This window comes from Mesorhizobium sp. B2-3-14 (assembly GCF_006442175.1).
In the GTDB taxonomy this organism is placed as follows: domain Bacteria; phylum Pseudomonadota; class Alphaproteobacteria; order Rhizobiales; family Rhizobiaceae; genus Mesorhizobium; species Mesorhizobium australicum.
In genome coordinates this window covers 242347-256982 of record NZ_VFVP01000003.1, presented here as the reverse complement: position 1 = coordinate 256982, position 14636 = coordinate 242347, and the positions used below count along the sequence as shown (strand labels likewise).

18 protein-coding genes are annotated in these 14636 nt (G+C 64.5%); 15 read left to right on the top strand and 3 right to left on the bottom strand.

Going from position 1 to position 14636, the window contains the following annotated elements:
* The first annotated feature begins 141 nt into the window (after positions 1 to 141).
* The 10 genes from FJ950_RS10075 (at position 142) to FJ950_RS10030 (ending at position 8424) form a co-directional block, all read left to right on the top strand.
* Positions 142 to 972 carry a transporter substrate-binding domain-containing protein gene (locus tag FJ950_RS10075; RefSeq protein WP_174361987.1) on the top strand — a complete coding sequence of 277 codons (831 nt, stop codon included), beginning with the start codon at positions 142 to 144 and terminating at the stop codon, positions 970 to 972.
* 73 nt (positions 973 to 1045) lie between these two features.
* A complete protein-coding gene (locus FJ950_RS10070; RefSeq protein ID WP_140616681.1) occupies positions 1046 to 1711 on the top strand; it encodes an amino acid ABC transporter permease in 666 nt (221 codons plus the stop codon).
* 1 nt (position 1712) lies between these two features.
* Entirely contained in the window at positions 1713 to 2363 is a 651-nt protein-coding gene (locus FJ950_RS10065; protein ID WP_140616680.1) for an amino acid ABC transporter permease, read from the top strand.
* Positions 2364 to 2368: 5 nt separating this feature from the next.
* Positions 2369 to 3163, top strand: coding sequence for an amino acid ABC transporter ATP-binding protein (locus tag FJ950_RS10060; protein WP_140616679.1), 795 nt, complete (start codon positions 2369 to 2371; stop codon positions 3161 to 3163).
* 37 nt (positions 3164 to 3200) lie between these two features.
* The gene (locus tag FJ950_RS10055) at positions 3201 to 3662 is read left to right on the top strand and encodes a RidA family protein (protein ID WP_015315331.1); all 462 of its coding nucleotides are present in this window, start codon (positions 3201 to 3203) and stop codon (positions 3660 to 3662) included.
* 25 nt (positions 3663 to 3687) lie between these two features.
* Entirely contained in the window at positions 3688 to 4893 is a 1206-nt protein-coding gene (locus FJ950_RS10050; protein ID WP_140616678.1) for an aminotransferase class V-fold PLP-dependent enzyme, read from the top strand.
* Positions 4894 to 5309: 416 nt separating this feature from the next.
* Positions 5310 to 5849, top strand: a complete 540-nt coding sequence (locus tag FJ950_RS10045; protein WP_140616677.1) for a sigma-70 family RNA polymerase sigma factor — start codon at positions 5310 to 5312, stop codon at positions 5847 to 5849.
* Positions 5846 to 6754 (top strand): anti-sigma factor, encoded by a 909-nt coding sequence (locus FJ950_RS10040; protein ID WP_140616676.1) that lies wholly within the window; start codon positions 5846 to 5848, stop codon positions 6752 to 6754. Before FJ950_RS10045 ends, FJ950_RS10040 begins: the two co-directional genes overlap by 4 nt.
* A gap of 99 nt (positions 6755 to 6853) precedes the next feature.
* Positions 6854 to 7351, top strand: coding sequence for a 5-(carboxyamino)imidazole ribonucleotide mutase (purE, locus tag FJ950_RS10035; RefSeq protein WP_023773946.1), 498 nt, complete (start codon positions 6854 to 6856; stop codon positions 7349 to 7351).
* Positions 7348 to 8424, top strand: coding sequence for a 5-(carboxyamino)imidazole ribonucleotide synthase (locus tag FJ950_RS10030; RefSeq protein ID WP_140616675.1), 1077 nt, complete (start codon positions 7348 to 7350; stop codon positions 8422 to 8424). Before purE ends, FJ950_RS10030 begins: the two co-directional genes overlap by 4 nt.
* A 12-nt stretch (positions 8425 to 8436) precedes the next feature.
* Here the strand turns inward: FJ950_RS10030 and FJ950_RS10025 are convergent, their stop codons facing one another.
* Positions 8437 to 8856 (bottom strand): lysozyme inhibitor LprI family protein, encoded by a 420-nt coding sequence (locus FJ950_RS10025; RefSeq protein WP_015315324.1) that lies wholly within the window; start codon positions 8854 to 8856, stop codon positions 8437 to 8439.
* 242 nt (positions 8857 to 9098) lie between these two features.
* Here FJ950_RS10025 and ykgO point away from each other — a divergent pair, with 242 nt between their 5' ends.
* From ykgO to FJ950_RS10005, 4 genes are all read left to right on the top strand, one after another.
* Positions 9099 to 9224, top strand: a complete 126-nt coding sequence (ykgO, locus tag FJ950_RS10020) for a type B 50S ribosomal protein L36 (protein WP_006327841.1) — start codon at positions 9099 to 9101, stop codon at positions 9222 to 9224.
* 110 nt (positions 9225 to 9334) lie between these two features.
* A complete protein-coding gene (locus FJ950_RS10015) occupies positions 9335 to 9982 on the top strand; it encodes a hypothetical protein (RefSeq protein WP_140616674.1) in 648 nt (215 codons plus the stop codon).
* A 93-nt stretch (positions 9983 to 10075) separates the two neighbouring features.
* Positions 10076 to 11143, top strand: coding sequence for an alpha/beta hydrolase (locus FJ950_RS10010; RefSeq protein WP_140616673.1), 1068 nt, complete (start codon positions 10076 to 10078; stop codon positions 11141 to 11143).
* A gap of 52 nt (positions 11144 to 11195) precedes the next feature.
* The gene (locus tag FJ950_RS10005) at positions 11196 to 11699 is read left to right on the top strand and encodes a hypothetical protein (protein ID WP_140616892.1); all 504 of its coding nucleotides are present in this window, start codon (positions 11196 to 11198) and stop codon (positions 11697 to 11699) included.
* Here the strand turns inward: FJ950_RS10005 and pyk are convergent.
* The gene (pyk, locus tag FJ950_RS10000) at positions 11669 to 13102 is read right to left on the bottom strand and encodes a pyruvate kinase (protein WP_140616672.1); all 1434 of its coding nucleotides are present in this window, start codon (positions 13100 to 13102) and stop codon (positions 11669 to 11671) included. The genes FJ950_RS10005 and pyk overlap by 31 nt on opposite strands.
* Entirely contained in the window at positions 13099 to 13545 is a 447-nt protein-coding gene (locus FJ950_RS09995; protein ID WP_174361986.1) for a DUF1036 domain-containing protein, read from the bottom strand. Before FJ950_RS09995 ends, pyk begins: the two co-directional genes overlap by 4 nt.
* Positions 13546 to 13831: 286 nt before the next feature.
* Here FJ950_RS09995 and FJ950_RS09990 point away from each other — a divergent pair, with 286 nt between their 5' ends.
* Entirely contained in the window at positions 13832 to 14629 is a 798-nt protein-coding gene (locus FJ950_RS09990; protein ID WP_140616670.1) for an N-formylglutamate amidohydrolase, read from the top strand.
* The last annotated feature ends 7 nt before the right edge of the window (positions 14630 to 14636 follow it).

Sequence of the window (14636 nt, the reverse complement as noted above, 5' to 3'; positions counted from 1 at the left end):
GTACAGGATACATGCGTCTCTTGTAAGAGACAATCTTTGACAATCACTGCCGCGTGTATGGGCTGTGCATAGGGGAACACAACACGAAAGGAGGTCGCCGTGAACGACACATCCGGAAGACGTGATTTTCTGAAATTGGGAATGGCGGGACTTGCCACGGCCGGCGTGCTGGCAGCCGTCGATGCGCAGAAGGCCGCCGCACAGGCCGCATCCGACAGCCTGCTGCGCACCGTGCTCGACAGAGGCAAGCTGATTGTCGGGACCGGCAGCACCAACGCGCCCTGGCATTTCGAGAACGATGCCGGCGAACTGGTCGGCATGGATATCACCATGGGCCGCATTCTCGCCAAGGGCCTTTTCGACGACCCGACCAAGGTCGAGTTCGTCATGCAGGATCCGGCCCAGCGCATTCCCAACGTGACCACCAACAAGGTCGACATCACCATTCAGTTCATGACCATGACGGCGCAGCGCTCGCAACTGATCAATTTCTCCCGGCCCTACTATGTCGAAGGCGTTGCCTTGCTGACCCTGCCGACCGCCGAGAACAAGACCTTCGACAAGCTGCTGGCCGGTGGTTCGGCGACACGCATTTCCATCCTGCAGAATGTCGACGCCGAAAGTTCCGTCCACTACGCTCTGCCGCAGGCCCAGGTGTTGCAGATCGACACCCAGGCGAACGTGCTGCAGGCGTTGGAGTCCAAGCGCGCCGACGCCGCCGCGGTCGACCTGTCCACCGTGCGCTGGCTCGCCTCGCGCAATCCCGACAAGTATTTCGATGCCGGCAAGAGCTGGTATTCGATGCTTTACGGCGCCGCGCTCCGGCAAGGCGATTTGGACTGGCTGACCTTCGTCAACCAGACTTTCACCATCGCCATGTTCGGCCATGAATCGGCACTCTATGACGCCGCCTTCAAGGACTATTTCGGCCAGGAGCCGCCGGCGCGTCACCCCGGCTTCCCCGTCATCTGATCCCGGATTACGGAAGGGTGGCGTTGTCGCCCTTCCGTAATCGACTCTACGTCCTTCACACAGAGGCGGATGCATGGGCTATGCCCTTAATTTCAACCTGATCTGGCGGCATTTCGACAAGCTCTGGGGCGGCCTGCTGCTCAGCCTCGAGCTTGCCGTGATCTCGATCGCCATCGGCGTTGTCATCGGGCTGGTGCTCGCGGTCTGGTACGTCTCGGCCGGACGCGTCGTGCGGGCGGTGATCGCCGCCTATGTCGAATTCATCCGCAATGTGCCGCTGATCCTGCTGGTCTATCTCGTTTTCTATGGCCTGCCCACCGTGGTCGACCTGGCCTACAGCGCACCAACCTCGTTTGTATTGACCCTGTCGGTCTATAGCGGCGCCTATCTGGTCGAGGTGTTTCGCTCCGGGCTCGAGGCTGTCCCGCGCGGCCAGCTCGACGCCGGCAAGGCGATCGGCCTGACCCCGTGGCAGAGGCTGTTGCACGTGCGCCTGCCTACCATGCTGCGCATCACGCTGCCGGCGCTCTCCAACACCTTCATCTCGCTGTTCAAGGACACCTCGATCGCCTCGGTCATCTCGGTGCCCGAACTCACCTTCGGCGCCCAGTGGATCAACTTCAACACCTTCCGCATCGTCGAGGTCTACCTAGTCACGACGGCGATGTATCTGGTAACCGGCTATGCGCTGCTTTTCGGGCTGCGGGTCGTCGAGCGCCGGTTCAGGGCGGCGCGCTGACATGCTGAGCCAGATCCTCTACGCACTGCCCTTCCTTGCCCAGGGCTTCGCCGTGACCTTGTGGGTGTCGCTGCTGGTCGTGGTGCTGTCGCTCATCGCCGGCGTCCTGCTGGGCGTCGGCCTGGTCTATGGTCCCGCCCCTTTGCGCTGGGCGGTGCGCATCTTCTCGGATACCATTCGCGGTATTCCGATCCTGGTGCTGATGTTCTTCGTCTATTACGGCCTGCCTGCAATCGGGCTGCATCTGCCATCGTTCTGGGCCGCGGTGTCCGCGCTCACCCTGTTCAAGACGGCGCAGGTCATCGAGTATCTCAGGGGCGCGGTCGGCTCGATCCCGAAGGGACAGTCCGAAGCCGCGATGGCGATCGGGCTGACCTTTCGCCAGAGGCTCACCTACGTCATCTTTCCGCAGGCCTTCAGGCGCTTCCTGCCGCCCTGGATCAATGGCGTCACCGACGCGGTCAAGGGCAGCGCGCTGGTGTCGCTGCTCGGCATCACCGATTTGATGCAGGCTATCAACCAGGTCATCGGCCGCACCTATGAAGCGATGCCGCTCTATATACTGGGCGCGCTCCTCTATTTCGCGGTCAACTACGCACTCTCGCTCGCCAGCCGGCGGCTCGAGCGGCGTTTCTCCTTCATCCGGGAATAGCAACGATGTCCGAAGCCCCAAACGCCAGTCCCGCGCTGCTCGACGTGCGCGATGTCTCCAAGGCCTTCGGCGCCGTCGAGGTGCTGCGCTCCGTCAGCCTTCAGGTGAAGCGTGGCGAAGTGGTGACTGTCATCGGCCCTTCCGGCAGCGGCAAGACCACGCTGCTGCGCTGCGTCAACTTCCTGGAGAGCTACGACAGCGGCTCGATCCGCATCGACGGCAAGGAGGTCGGTTTTCGCGAAGCCGGAACGCGTCAGCGCCGTAGCGAACGCGATCTTGCCGCCATGCGCGCCGAGACCGGCATGGTGTTCCAGAGCTTCAACCTCTTCCCTCACCTGACGGCGGCCGGCAACATCATGCTGGGTCTGACCAAGGTGAGGGGAAAGAACGAAGCCGAGGCGCGATCGATTGCCGAACACTGGCTCGGGCGCGTCGGCCTTGGCCACAAGGCCGACAGCCTGCCGGCCGAACTCTCCGGCGGCCAGCAGCAGCGCGTCGGCATAGCCCGCGCCGTGGCCATGGAACCGAAGATCCTGCTGCTCGACGAGATCACCTCCGCGCTCGATCCCGAACTCGTCGGCGAGGTGCTGGCCGTGGTGCGCAGCCTCGCCGAGGATGGCATGACCATGCTGATGGTAACCCACGAAATGGCCTTTGCCCGCGACGCTTCTAGCCGCATCGTCTTCATGGCCGATGGCGGCGTCAGCGCCGTCGGGCCGCCGAAGGAGATCCTCGCGGCGGAGACCAGCAACGAACGCCTCCGCACTTTCCTGGCGCGCTTCCGAGCCTCGCATTTCTAAACTCAGGCGGCCAAAGCCGCCCAAGGAGCCTTCATCCATGACGCCTTATATCAGGCTCGCCGAACTCGGCCTGACGCTGCCCGAGCCGCCGACGCCGATCGCCAACTTCGTCACCCATGCCGAGAGCGGGCGGCTGATCTTCCTCTCCGGCCAGGGGCCCCTGCGCGCCGACGGCACGCTCTGCACCGGCAAGGTGGGCGAGGACGTGACGGTCGAGCAGGCCTATCAGCATGCCCGGCTGACCGGGCTCAACCTGCTTGCCGTCATGCATGCCGCCGCCGGCGATCTCGGCCGTATCGTACGCGTCGTCAAGCTGCTCGGCTTCGTCAACGCGACGCCGACCTTCAGCGACCACCCGAAAGTGGTCAATGGCTGCTCGGACCTGTTCGCCGATGTCTTCGACAAGATCGGCGGCCATGCCCGCTCGGCGATCGGCGTCGGCTCGCTGCCTGGAAACATCACCGTCGAAATCGAAGCGGTCGTCGAGATCGCCGCCTGACCTGCCACCCACGGGATTAGCTCACATGAAAACCTCTTCCGACACCGGCTCCAACACCACCATCCGCGAACGGCTGGGATTGCGGCCGATCATCAACGTCTCGGGCACCATGACCGCGCTCGGCGCCTCGATCATCGTCCCGGAAGCGATCTCCGCCATGGCTGAAATGGCCTCGCAATGGGTGGAAATGGACGATCTGCAGCGCGCCGCGAGCACGGTCGTCGCACGCCTCACCGGCGGCGAGGCCGGCTTCATCACCGCCTGCTGCGCCAGCGGCATCACCATGGCGATCGCCGGTGCGATGACCGGAACCAGCCTGCTCGCCATCGAGCGCCTGCCCGACGACACTGGCGACCTCAAGTCGGAGGTCGTCATCCAGCTCGGCCACATCGTCAATTACGGCGCCCCGATCGACCAGTCGGTCCGCGTCGCCGGCGCCAGGGTGGTGCCCGCCGGCACGGTCAGCGTGACCCAGGACTATCATGTAAGCGAGGCGATCAACGAGCGCACGGCCGCAAGCCTCTACGTCGTGGCCCACCACACGGTGCAATACGGCATGCTGTCGCTGGAGGAATTCTGCGATATCTGCCACGCCAAGGGCGTGCCGGTGATCGTCGACGCCGCGTCCGAGTATGATCTGCGCGGTTTTCTGGCGCGCGGCGCCGATGTCGTCATCTACAGCGGCCATAAATTCCTGAGCGGGCCGACCAGCGGCATCGTCACCGGCCGCAAGGATCTGGTGCGGGCCGCCTATCTGCAGAACCGCGGCGTCGCGCGCGCCATGAAGGTCGGCAAGGAAAGCATCGCCGGCACCATGGCGGCGCTCGAAGCCTGGGAGAAGCGCGACCATGCCGGAATCCGCCGGCGCGAGGAAGCAGCGCTGAACCTGTGGAAGGACGCGCTGCGGGGACTGCCCGGCATCGTCGCCATCATCATTCCCGACCCCACCGCCAATCCACTCGACCGGCTGCAGATATTCGTCTCCCCAGAGAGCCGCTTCACCGCCGCCGGTCTTGCCTCGGCCCTTGCCGCCGGCTCGCCGCCGATCATCGTGCGCAACCACGAGGTCGAGCGCGGCCATTTTTTCCTCGACCCCTGCAACCTTCACCCCGGCGAGGCGGAGATCGTCGCCGAACGTCTGCGCGCCGTGCTGACGGCGAAGGAGCGCCCGGCCGACGCGATGAAGGTCGCCCGCAAGGATTCGTCAGGCGTCTTGCGCTGGCCGGATTGATCGCTAACCGAGCATGCCGACGGCATCGGCTGATCACGCGACTGTGAACAGCCGGATTTTGCCCAGGCGGGAATAAATCGTCTCTTCAACAAGTCTCCTCGACATACGCCACGGCTGGCGTTGAGGAGACTGGCATGCCCCATCATCGCGAGCACAGCGAACACGGCTGCGGCGTCAGCCGCCGTCATGCGCTGCCGAGCATGATCGTCATCAGTCCCTTCTCCATGGCGCCCCTCCTTTTCATAGCGCCCCTCCTTTCATAGCGCTTGACACTGGTGACGCAGATGAATTCACTTTCAGCAAGGCAGACGACTTTGCCTGTTTCCGGGGGCTTTGCTCCTGCAAGCCAGGCAAAATCGCTGTCGCATCTTGAGGCGGCACGGCCTGTCCGCTCCGGAGGGGATCATGGTGCTGCTTTGAGCGACAAGGCCCTGGCAGAGCGTTTCAACGACGTGGTGCTGCCGCATCTCGGCGATGCGCTGGCGCTTGCCCGCTGGCTGACCGGCAATGCCGCCGACGCTGAGGATGTCGTTCAGGACGCCTGCATCAAGGCGCATGCCGGCATATCAGGCTACGCCGGCGGCAATGCCCGTGCCTGGCTGCTGACCATCGTGCGCAACACCTCCTACACCTGGATGGCGCGCAACCGGCCGCGCGGCATGATGGCCGTCGGCGACCTCGGCGATCTCGACGACATGGCGGCCGCCCATGGCACCAGCCTGCCGGACGAGGACGGTCCGGAAGCGAGCCTGATCGCCAGGGCCGACACGGCGGCACTGGAGGCTGCGATCGCTGCCCTGCCGCAGCCGTTTCGCGAAACGCTGGTGCTGCGCGACATTAACGGCCTCAGCTATCGCGAGATAGCGGCCATGCTCGACGTGCCGATGGGTACGGTGATGTCCAGGCTGGCCCGCGCCCGCGGCCTGCTGGCGTCCGAACTGGGGAGAGCGCCATGACCGGCCATGACGATGGACTGCCCAATGATCCCGAAGGTGTCAGACTGATGATCCACGCCCTTGTTGATGGCGAGCTTGATGCGGCGGCGGCCCTTGCGGTGGAGCGTCGCATCGCCGCCGATCCCCGGCTTGCCGCCGAACATGCCCGCATCCTTGCCTTGCGAGGCGCGGTCAGCCGCCTGCCGCGCCCCGACGTGAGCGACGCCTTTCGGGCCCGCATCGCGGCGATCGGCATGGCCAGCACCGAGCAGCCGGCGACAGCCGAGGCAGCAGAGCCGCAGCGCGGCACGCCGTCGGCGCTGCCGGGCTTGATTGCCGGCGCTGGCGTCGGCCAGCGGCGTGAAGCCGGGACGCGTCCTTCGCTGGCGCGGAGATCGCCGAGGGCAAGCCGCTTCGGGTTCGACTGGCGCGCCATGGCGGCATCGATCATGATCAGCGCGGTGCTGGCCAGCGGCGCGACGCAATGGGTAATGTTCAACGGCGCCGAAGACGGCTTGGCCGCAGCCGTCGCCAGCGGCCATCGCCGCAGCCTGCTCGCCGCGAGCCCGATCGACATCGTCTCCTCCGACCGCCATACGGTCAAACCGTGGCTCGACGCCCGCATCGGCGTCTCGCCGCCGGCGCCGGACCTTGCCCAGGAGGGCTTTGCCCTCATCGGCGGCCGGGTCGAGGTGATATCAGGCCGGCCGGTACCGGCACTGGTCTACCGCCACCGCGAGCACCTGATCACGTTGGTCGCCGAACCGCAGCAGGGCGGCAAGACCACCCAGCCGGACGATCTTTCCTCCGGCGGCTTTTCGATGGTGCACTGGAGCGACGGCGCCTTCTCCTATTGGGCGATCTCCGACATGGAGCGCCCCGAGCTCGACGACTTCGTTGCTCGCTTCCGCAAGGCGGCGGTATGAGCCGGAATGTGGCCGTCGGCATCTCTCCGATGGCCTGAAATCCTTGCGGCCCCGCACGAATTCCGCTAAGGCGCGCCTTTGTCGCCGGGGAGCAGAAGCTTGGACGATCAACGCGCCGACGTCGCCATCATCATGGGCAGCCAATCCGACTGGGCGACGATGCGTCAGGCAGCGGAGACGCTGGAGGCGCTTGGTGTGCCCCACAAACGGCTGATCATTTCGGCGCACCGCACGCCCGACCGGCTCTATGAGTTCGCCAAGGGCGCCAAGGCCGCCGGCTACAAGGTCATCATCGCCGGCGCCGGCGGCGCCGCGCATCTGCCCGGCATGACGGCGGCGATGACACCACTGCCGGTGTTCGGCGTGCCGGTGGAATCGAAGGCGCTGTCGGGCCAGGATTCGCTGCTGTCGATCGTCCAGATGCCGGCCGGCATTCCTGTGGGAACGCTGGCCATCGGCAAGGCTGGTGCGGCCAACGCCGCCCTGCTGGCCGCCGCCGTGCTGGCGCTCAACGACGACAAGCTTGCCCAGCGCCTCGATGCGTGGCGCGCCTCGCAGACCGCCAAGGTCGCGGCCGAACCGACGGACACGCCGTGAGCCTGCCCGCCGGATCGACCATCGGCATCATTGGCGGCGGCCAGCTTGGCCGCATGCTGGCAATGGCCGCCGCCCGGCTCGGCTACCGCACCATCGTGCTGGAGCCTCAACCGGATTGCCCGGCGGCACAGGTCGCCAACCGGCAGATTACGGCCGCCTATGACGATCCGGCAGCGCTTGCCGAACTGGCGGCGGCAAGCGCCGTCGTCACCTACGAGTTCGAGAACGTGCCGGTGGCCGCCGCAACCGCGCTTGCCGCCAAAGTGCCGGTCTATCCGCCGCCGCGCGCGCTTGACGTTGCACAGGACCGGGTGAGCGAAAAGACATTCCTCAACGGCATCGGCATCGCCACCGCCGCTTTCCATCAAGTCGGCACCGACGACGAGCTGGCGGCGGCGCTGAAGGCCTTCGGCGGCAGCGGCATCCTCAAGACGCGGCGCATGGGCTACGATGGCAAGGGCCAGCGCGTCTTCCGTAACATGGAAGCCGGCGGTTTCGCCGGCACCTGCGAGGCGATGGGCAATGTGCCGCTGATCCTGGAAAGCTTCGTGCAGTTCGAGCGCGAGATTTCCGTCATCGCCGCGCGAGGGCTGGACGGCACTGTCGCCGCCTACGATCCAGCCTGGAATGTGCACCGCGACGGTATTCTGCACACATCGACCTTGCCGGCCGGCGTTGCGCCGGCGACCGCGCGGGCCGCGAAAGACGCGGCGACGAAAATCCTGTCGGCGCTCGACTATGTCGGCGTCATCGGTGTCGAGTTCTTCGTACTGGCCGACGGCTCCCTGCTGGCCAACGAGATCGCGCCCCGCGTCCACAATTCCGGCCATTGGACCGAAGCCGCCTGCATCGTTTCGCAGTTCGAGCAACATATCCGCGCCATTGCCGGCCTGCCATTGGGAAGCTCGAACCGTCATTCCGATTGCGTGATGGAGAACCTGATCGGCGACGACGTGCTGCGTGTTCCCGCCTTGCTCGCCGAGCCCGACCTGATGCTGCACCTCTACGGCAAGGCCGAGGCCCGGCCCGGTCGCAAGATGGGTCATTTCACCCGCATCAGCCGCCGCGGCTGATACCAGACACGCCTATTGCACCTCGTCGCTGTCCGCGTCGGGGCTGGCGCAACTTGCGTCGCCTTCCTCGCAATTGGCGGAGGCGGCGAGCTGCTTGATGCGATCATTGGTCAGCCTGGTCAGGCATTGCGAGACCTCCATCGCATGGATGGACCCGCCCTGGCTGGCGGCGGTGTTATGCGCGCATTCGGCATCCCGGAAGCTGATCCAGGCGCGTTGTGCCACCTGAAGCAATCTCTTGCCGTCGGCATCATCGGAGCCAATCAGCGCCTGATAGGCCGCATTGAGCCTGGCGTCGGCCGCCTGATAGTCCTCGCCGGCACAGATATTCATCATCTGCTGGCTGTCGTCGGAGCGGTCGCATTCTTGCCCTCGGGCAGCCGAGCTCGCCGCCAGGATGACGAGGCAGGAGGAGAGGAATATTCGGCGCATGGTCGTTCCCAAATCGCTTGCGATGGACGACATCATCCCAGCCGGCTCATGGCCGCGCAATGCCACGGGGCCGACATGGCGGATATTTGATGATATCGGGACGCGGAGCGCGCTTGCGGTTGACTTACGGTTGACATGGGCAAGTCTCCTCGTTTATGAGCCACCCACCGTTCAAAAGGCGCGTCTTCTAGCGCGCCTTAAAAATTCGACCCCGAACCGGGTCCAGACCGACAGGCAAGACCATGAAGATCAAGAATTCGCTCAAGGCGTTGAAGGCGCGTCACCGCGACAACCAGCTGGTTCGCCGCAAGGGCCGCGTTTACATCATCAACAAGACCGCCCCGCGCTACAAGGCGCGCCAGGGTTGAGTTTTCGGCCGGAGGCTTTTTCGTCTCCGCCCACTGATGCTTGTCGGCCAGCCGACCTTCCCACGCTAAAATCACTTTGATGTTCCGCCGCCCGGGATTAAACTCGGGCGATGCGGATTCTTTTTGTATTCTTGACGACTTTGCTGGTTTCCGGCGTCATCCCCCTGCCGGCCCAAGCCGGTGATCGGCCGATCGCGGTGGCGGCCGCGGATGGTCAGCCGGCGCCCGCCGATGCCCAGCCAGCGGCTCCGGACACTCCGGCCACGCCGATGACGAAACAGGCCCGGCTCGACAAGTTGTTCTCCGACCTGAAGCGCGAGCGCAACGAAAAGGCCGCCGAGCGCATCGCCGGCAGCATCTGGAACGAATGGTTCCAGTCCGGCAGCGCCTCGATCGACCTGATGATGCAGTGGTCGCAAAAAGCGATGAATGATCAGAAATTCGACGTCGCGCTCGATTTCCTGGACCAGGTGGTGACCTTGCAGCCTAGCTACGCCGAAGGCTGGAACCGTCGCGCCACCGTGCATTTCATGATGAAGAACTACGGCAAGTCGATGGCCGACATCGACCGCACGCTGCAGCTCGAGCCACGCCATTTTGGCGCGCTGTCGGGCCTGGCCCAGATCATGGCCGAGACCGGCCACAAGCAATCGGCGCTCGAGGCCTGGCAGAAGGTGCTGGCCATCTACCCGATGATGCGCAGCGCCCAGAACCAGGTCGCGACCCTGTCGGAAGAGCTTGCCGGCGAAGGCATTTGATAGATCAGGAAATAGCCATTAGGCGCTGGCGCTGGAGCCAGCCCTACTGCCCTACCCCACAACTTATCCCCCTCCATCCCCGTATATCCCAGCATGAACCTGATCTATGCCGCGCTCGCCTTCCTGATGGCGCTTGTCCTTGCCCTGGTCGGCGTCACCCGCGCCGGCTCGTGGCTGATCGAGCGCCGCGGTCCTTCGGTCGGGGCGTTCGCCGACATCGACGGTGCCCGCATCCACTACGTCCACCTCCCCGCCCCAGCCAGTGCGGATCTGCCGCCGATCGTCTTCATCCATGGCGCCAGCGCCAATTTGAAAGACCAGATGCTGCCACTCAGGCCGCTGCTTGAAGGCCGCGCCGAAATGCTGTTCTTCGACCGGCCTGGTTTTGGCTGGTCCGGCCGCGGTCCAGGCAACAATGAGGACCCATCGGCGCAAGCCGCAACCATCGCCGCCCTGATGGACCGTCTCGGCATCAAGAAGGCAATCATCGTCGGCCATTCCTTCGGCGGCGTGGTGACGGCGGCTTTCGGCCGCGAGCATGCGGACAAGACGCTCGGGCTGGTCTTCCTGGCGCCGGCGACCCATCCCTGGCCGGGCGGCGCGACGTCCTGGTACTACGACCTGACCACCATTCCGGTGATCGGCCGGCTGTTTTCCGAGACGCTGACCTATCCTGCCGGGACGCTGTGGATGGCGGACGCCACGACCTGCGTCTTCTCACCCAACAAGGTGCCCGACAATTATCTCGCCGCAACTTCGATCCCGCTGGTGCTGCGGCCGTCGGCCTTTCGCGCCAACGCCACCAACGTTGCCGGCCTCTATCGCTATGCGCTCGCCGCCGCACCGCACTACAAAGAGATCACGGCCCCGACCGTGGTCATCTCCGGCGACCGCGACAAGGTCGTCTATGCCCGGATCCACTCCGTCGGCCTGGTGCGCGACATCCCGGGTGCCGAGCTCGTCTGGGTGCATAATCTCGGTCATAAGCCGGACTGGATCGCTTCCGACCTCGTCGTCGGCGCCATCGAGAAAGTCGGCGGCAAGGATATCGATCTGGAAGCAATCGCCAGGACGGTGGAGGCACGGATTGCCGGCGACACGTATGGCACGGGCAAATGCGCCGACATCAAAGAACCTGAAGCGGAGCTCGCGCCGACCTGATGCGTGCCATCCGAAAACGGCCACCGCAGCCCGCCATTGGGATCAGAGCGGCATGTACGTCCTGAAACACGGCATAAAGAGAAATCCGGAAAAGCGATGGGCGCTGCCGGATCGCATCTTCTTCGGTCACGGCGCATGCGCCATTCTCGCCGGCACCTTCCTCAAGCATCCGCCTTTGGAGGGATTTTACGGCGAACGGATCATTCCTGACGAAGGCTTTTCAGGAAACCATATCTATGTGACGAACGGCCTGATCGCTTTCGACTATCATGGCTATTGCGCCCGAGAGCGGTTGCTCGAACACCATGAAAGAAGCTGGGCTTCGCGCAACGCCGGATGGCGTTGCACGATTGCGAAAGTGGATTTCGATCTGCTCGATAAGACCGAACTCAACCGGCGAAAGATGCTCGGCCCGGATCAGTATCTGCATGACCCCATTCCTCGCGCGCGACGGTTCCTCCAGCGAAAAAACCACGCGGAAGCCGCGGTAAGAGCGCTCAGGACTGCAACGACGCTGGGGGCCGACTACCGGCCGGCTGTTTCCGATCCGACATAGGCGATGCGCAGCATGTTGGTCGATCCCGGAGTCCGCAGCGGCACGCCTGCGGTGATGATGACCCGGTCGCCCGGCTTGCCGAAGTCTTCTTCCAGCGCGATGCGGCAGGCGCGGTTGACCATGTCGTCGAGATCGGTGGCATCGGGCGAGACGACGCAATGCGTGCCCCACAAAAGCGACAGCCGTCGCGCCGTGTTGAGGATCGGCGACAGCGCGATGATCGGCACCTGCGGACGCTCGCGCGCGGCGCGCAGGCCGGTGGTGCCCGATGCCGTGTAGGTGATGATCGCCGACAGTTTCAGCGTCTCGGCGATCTCGCGGGCGGCCAGCGAAATGGCATCGGCGCCGGTCGCTTCCGGCTCCGAACGCTGTGCGTTGATGATGCCGGCATAGGTCGGATCGGTTTCGACCTTGGCGGCGATGCGGTTCATCATCGCCACCGCCTCGACCGGATAGGCGCCCGCTGCCGATTCCGCCGACAGCATGATCGCGTCGGCGCCTTCGAAGACGGCAATCGAAACGTCGGACACTTCGGCGCGGGTCGGCACAGGGGCGGTGATCATCGATTCCAGCATCTGCGTGGCGACCACCACCGGCTTGCCGGCACGGCGCGCGGCGCGCGTGATCTGCTTCTGGATGCCGGGCACCGCCTCCAACGGCATTTCGACGCCGAGATCGCCGCGGGCGACCATCAGGGCGTCGGACAATTCGATGATCTCGGCCAGCCGGGCCACGGCCTGCGGCTTTTCGATCTTGGCCATGATCAGCGCCCGGCCGCGGGCGATCTTGCGCGCCTCGGCCAGATCTTCCGGCCGCTGCACGAAGGATAGCGCGACCCAGTCGACGCCCGTGGCGAGCACCGCGTCGAGATCCTTGCGATCCTTCTCGGTCAGCGCGCCGACCGGCAGGTCGGTATCGGGCAGGCTGACGCCCTTCTTGTCGGAAATGGTAGTGCCGGCAATGACGGTGCAGACGATCGACTTGCCGTCGCTCTTTACCGCCTTCAGTTCGAGCTTGCCGTCGTCGATCAGGAGGCGATGGCCAGCCTCGACCGAGCTCAGGATTTCAGGATGCGGCAGGTAGACCCTTGTCGAGGTGCCGGGCTCGGGATTGTCGTCGAGGGTGAATGTCTGGCCCAGCGTCAAGACTTCCTTGCCATTGGCGAACTTGCCGACGCGCAGCTTCGGGCCCTGCAGGTCGGCCAGGATGCCGATCGGCCTGCCAACTCTTTCCTCGACCGCGCGGATGCGGGCGACCAGCGTGCGCATCAGCTCATGATCGGTATGGCTCATATTGATGCGGAACACATCGGCGCCGGCTTCGAACAGCTTTTTCAGCATCTCCTCGGAGGAAGATGCCGGACCGATTGTGGCTAGGATCTTGACCTTGCGGCTACGTCTCATTGACTGTTCGTTCCCGGGGCGGCTGGAGCGCCTCCCGTTGCGGGCTCGTCGGTGAGCTGGACCATCCAGCTTGCCTGCTCGCCCGTGTCATATTCCTGGAATCCGGCGCGCTGAAAGCCCCTGGCGACGCAGTCGCTTACGCCGGCAATCTTGAACTCTTTTTCAGCCACGCACATGTTGATCGGGCCGTCCCAGCGTCCACCGCGCTCGGCGTCTTCTGCATAAAGATAGTAAAACCTTGATGACAGCGGTCCTTCGATCAACGTCTTGCAACTCGATCCCTCGATGTGCCACCATCCCTCGGTGATCCAGCCGGCCTTGGCCCGATAGCCGATACCGACGCCGACCAGGTTCTGCGTGGCGTTGCAGACGCGAAAGTCGGCGCGCGCCGGTGAAGCTGTGACCATCGCTGACAGTCCCACGGCGAGCGTCAGGAGCGGCATGGCTAAGGCAAAGCGCGCGCGCTGCCCGCCGTCGGAACCCATCCTAAAACCCCTCAAGAACCACATCAGCATCTCTCTGCGCCCCTTTTCGGAAAAGTCCGGGCGCATGTCAACGCGCCGTTTTGACCAATTCCAATCGATTTAGGAAGGCTCCCGGCGCACGACCGTCGCCCCGTGCCAGATTTCCCGGGAAACCTTGGCTAAACAACGGCATTGCGCACAGGTCGTCTTCGTGGAATGACGATAGCATCCTCCCCGAAGGCCAGCGAACGACCATTTTCCGCCAATGACCCGATCCACAGTTTTCGCGCCCTTCGACATTGTCGAGGGCGACCGCAAGCGAGGCATCGTGCTTCTGGCCGATCACGCCCGCCGCGACCTGCCGGAAGAATACGGCAGCCTGGGGCTGCCGGCGGCCGAATTCGACCGCCATATCGCCTATGACATTGGCGTCGAAGCGGTGACGCGCGAACTGGCGGCCCTGCTCGATGCGCCGGCGGTGCTCGCCAATTTCTCGCGGCTGCTGATCGATCCCAACCGAGGCGATGACGATCCAACACTCATTCGCCAGCTTTACGACGGCACCATCATTCCCGGAAATTATCCCCTGGCGCAGGAGGAACGCGAAAGGCGGCTCGATCGCTTCTACCGCCCTTATCACGACGCGGTCGGCGCCATGATTGCGTCGGTCGCGCAGGCTTCCGGGCAAGCGCCTTTCATCTTCTCGGTGCATTCCTTCACCCCCGCCATGCAGGGCAAGCAACGTCCGTGGCATGTCGGTATCCTGTGGGACAAGGACGACCGGGTGGCGCGACCGCTGATCGATATGCTGGCTGAGGACAAACAACTCGTGGTTGGCGACAACGAACCGTATGATGGCGCGTTGCGCGGCGACACCATGTTCAGGCACGCCATCGTCAATGGCTATGCCCACGCGCTGATCGAAATCCGCCAGGATCTGATAGCGGACCAGAAGGGCATTGTCGCCTGGGCCGGGCGGCTCGCACCGATCGTTGACGCGATCGACCGCCGTCCCGATATACATGCGGTAAAGATGTTCGGCTCGCGCACCGGGCCGCTATGACGGAGGT

What these genes read in the sequence shown, in the direction of transcription:
- FJ950_RS10060 (WP_140616679.1), top strand. Translation starts at nt 2,369, where the DNA reads ATGTCCGAAGCCCCAAACGCCAGTCCCGCGCTGCTCGACGTGCGCGAT.
- FJ950_RS10075 (WP_174361987.1), top strand. Translation starts at nt 142, where the DNA reads ATGGCGGGACTTGCCACGGCCGGCGTGCTGGCAGCCGTCGATGCGCAG.
- ykgO (WP_006327841.1), top strand. Translation starts at nt 9,099, where the DNA reads ATGAAGATCAAGAATTCGCTCAAGGCGTTGAAGGCGCGTCACCGCGAC.
- FJ950_RS10055 (WP_015315331.1), top strand. Translation starts at nt 3,201, where the DNA reads ATGACGCCTTATATCAGGCTCGCCGAACTCGGCCTGACGCTGCCCGAG.
- FJ950_RS10025 (WP_015315324.1), bottom strand. Translation starts at nt 8,856, where the DNA reads ATGCGCCGAATATTCCTCTCCTCCTGCCTCGTCATCCTGGCGGCGAGC.
- FJ950_RS10040 (WP_140616676.1), top strand. Translation starts at nt 5,846, where the DNA reads ATGACCGGCCATGACGATGGACTGCCCAATGATCCCGAAGGTGTCAGA.
- FJ950_RS10010 (WP_140616673.1), top strand. Translation starts at nt 10,076, where the DNA reads ATGAACCTGATCTATGCCGCGCTCGCCTTCCTGATGGCGCTTGTCCTT.
- FJ950_RS10050 (WP_140616678.1), top strand. Translation starts at nt 3,688, where the DNA reads ATGAAAACCTCTTCCGACACCGGCTCCAACACCACCATCCGCGAACGG.
- FJ950_RS10015 (WP_140616674.1), top strand. Translation starts at nt 9,335, where the DNA reads ATGCGGATTCTTTTTGTATTCTTGACGACTTTGCTGGTTTCCGGCGTC.
- FJ950_RS10005 (WP_140616892.1), top strand. Translation starts at nt 11,196, where the DNA reads ATGTACGTCCTGAAACACGGCATAAAGAGAAATCCGGAAAAGCGATGG.
- pyk (WP_140616672.1), bottom strand. Translation starts at nt 13,102, where the DNA reads ATGAGACGTAGCCGCAAGGTCAAGATCCTAGCCACAATCGGTCCGGCA.
- FJ950_RS10065 (WP_140616680.1), top strand. Translation starts at nt 1,713, where the DNA reads ATGCTGAGCCAGATCCTCTACGCACTGCCCTTCCTTGCCCAGGGCTTC.
- FJ950_RS09990 (WP_140616670.1), top strand. Translation starts at nt 13,832, where the DNA reads ATGACCCGATCCACAGTTTTCGCGCCCTTCGACATTGTCGAGGGCGAC.
- FJ950_RS10070 (WP_140616681.1), top strand. Translation starts at nt 1,046, where the DNA reads ATGGGCTATGCCCTTAATTTCAACCTGATCTGGCGGCATTTCGACAAG.
- FJ950_RS09995 (WP_174361986.1), bottom strand. Translation starts at nt 13,545, where the DNA reads ATGCCGCTCCTGACGCTCGCCGTGGGACTGTCAGCGATGGTCACAGCT.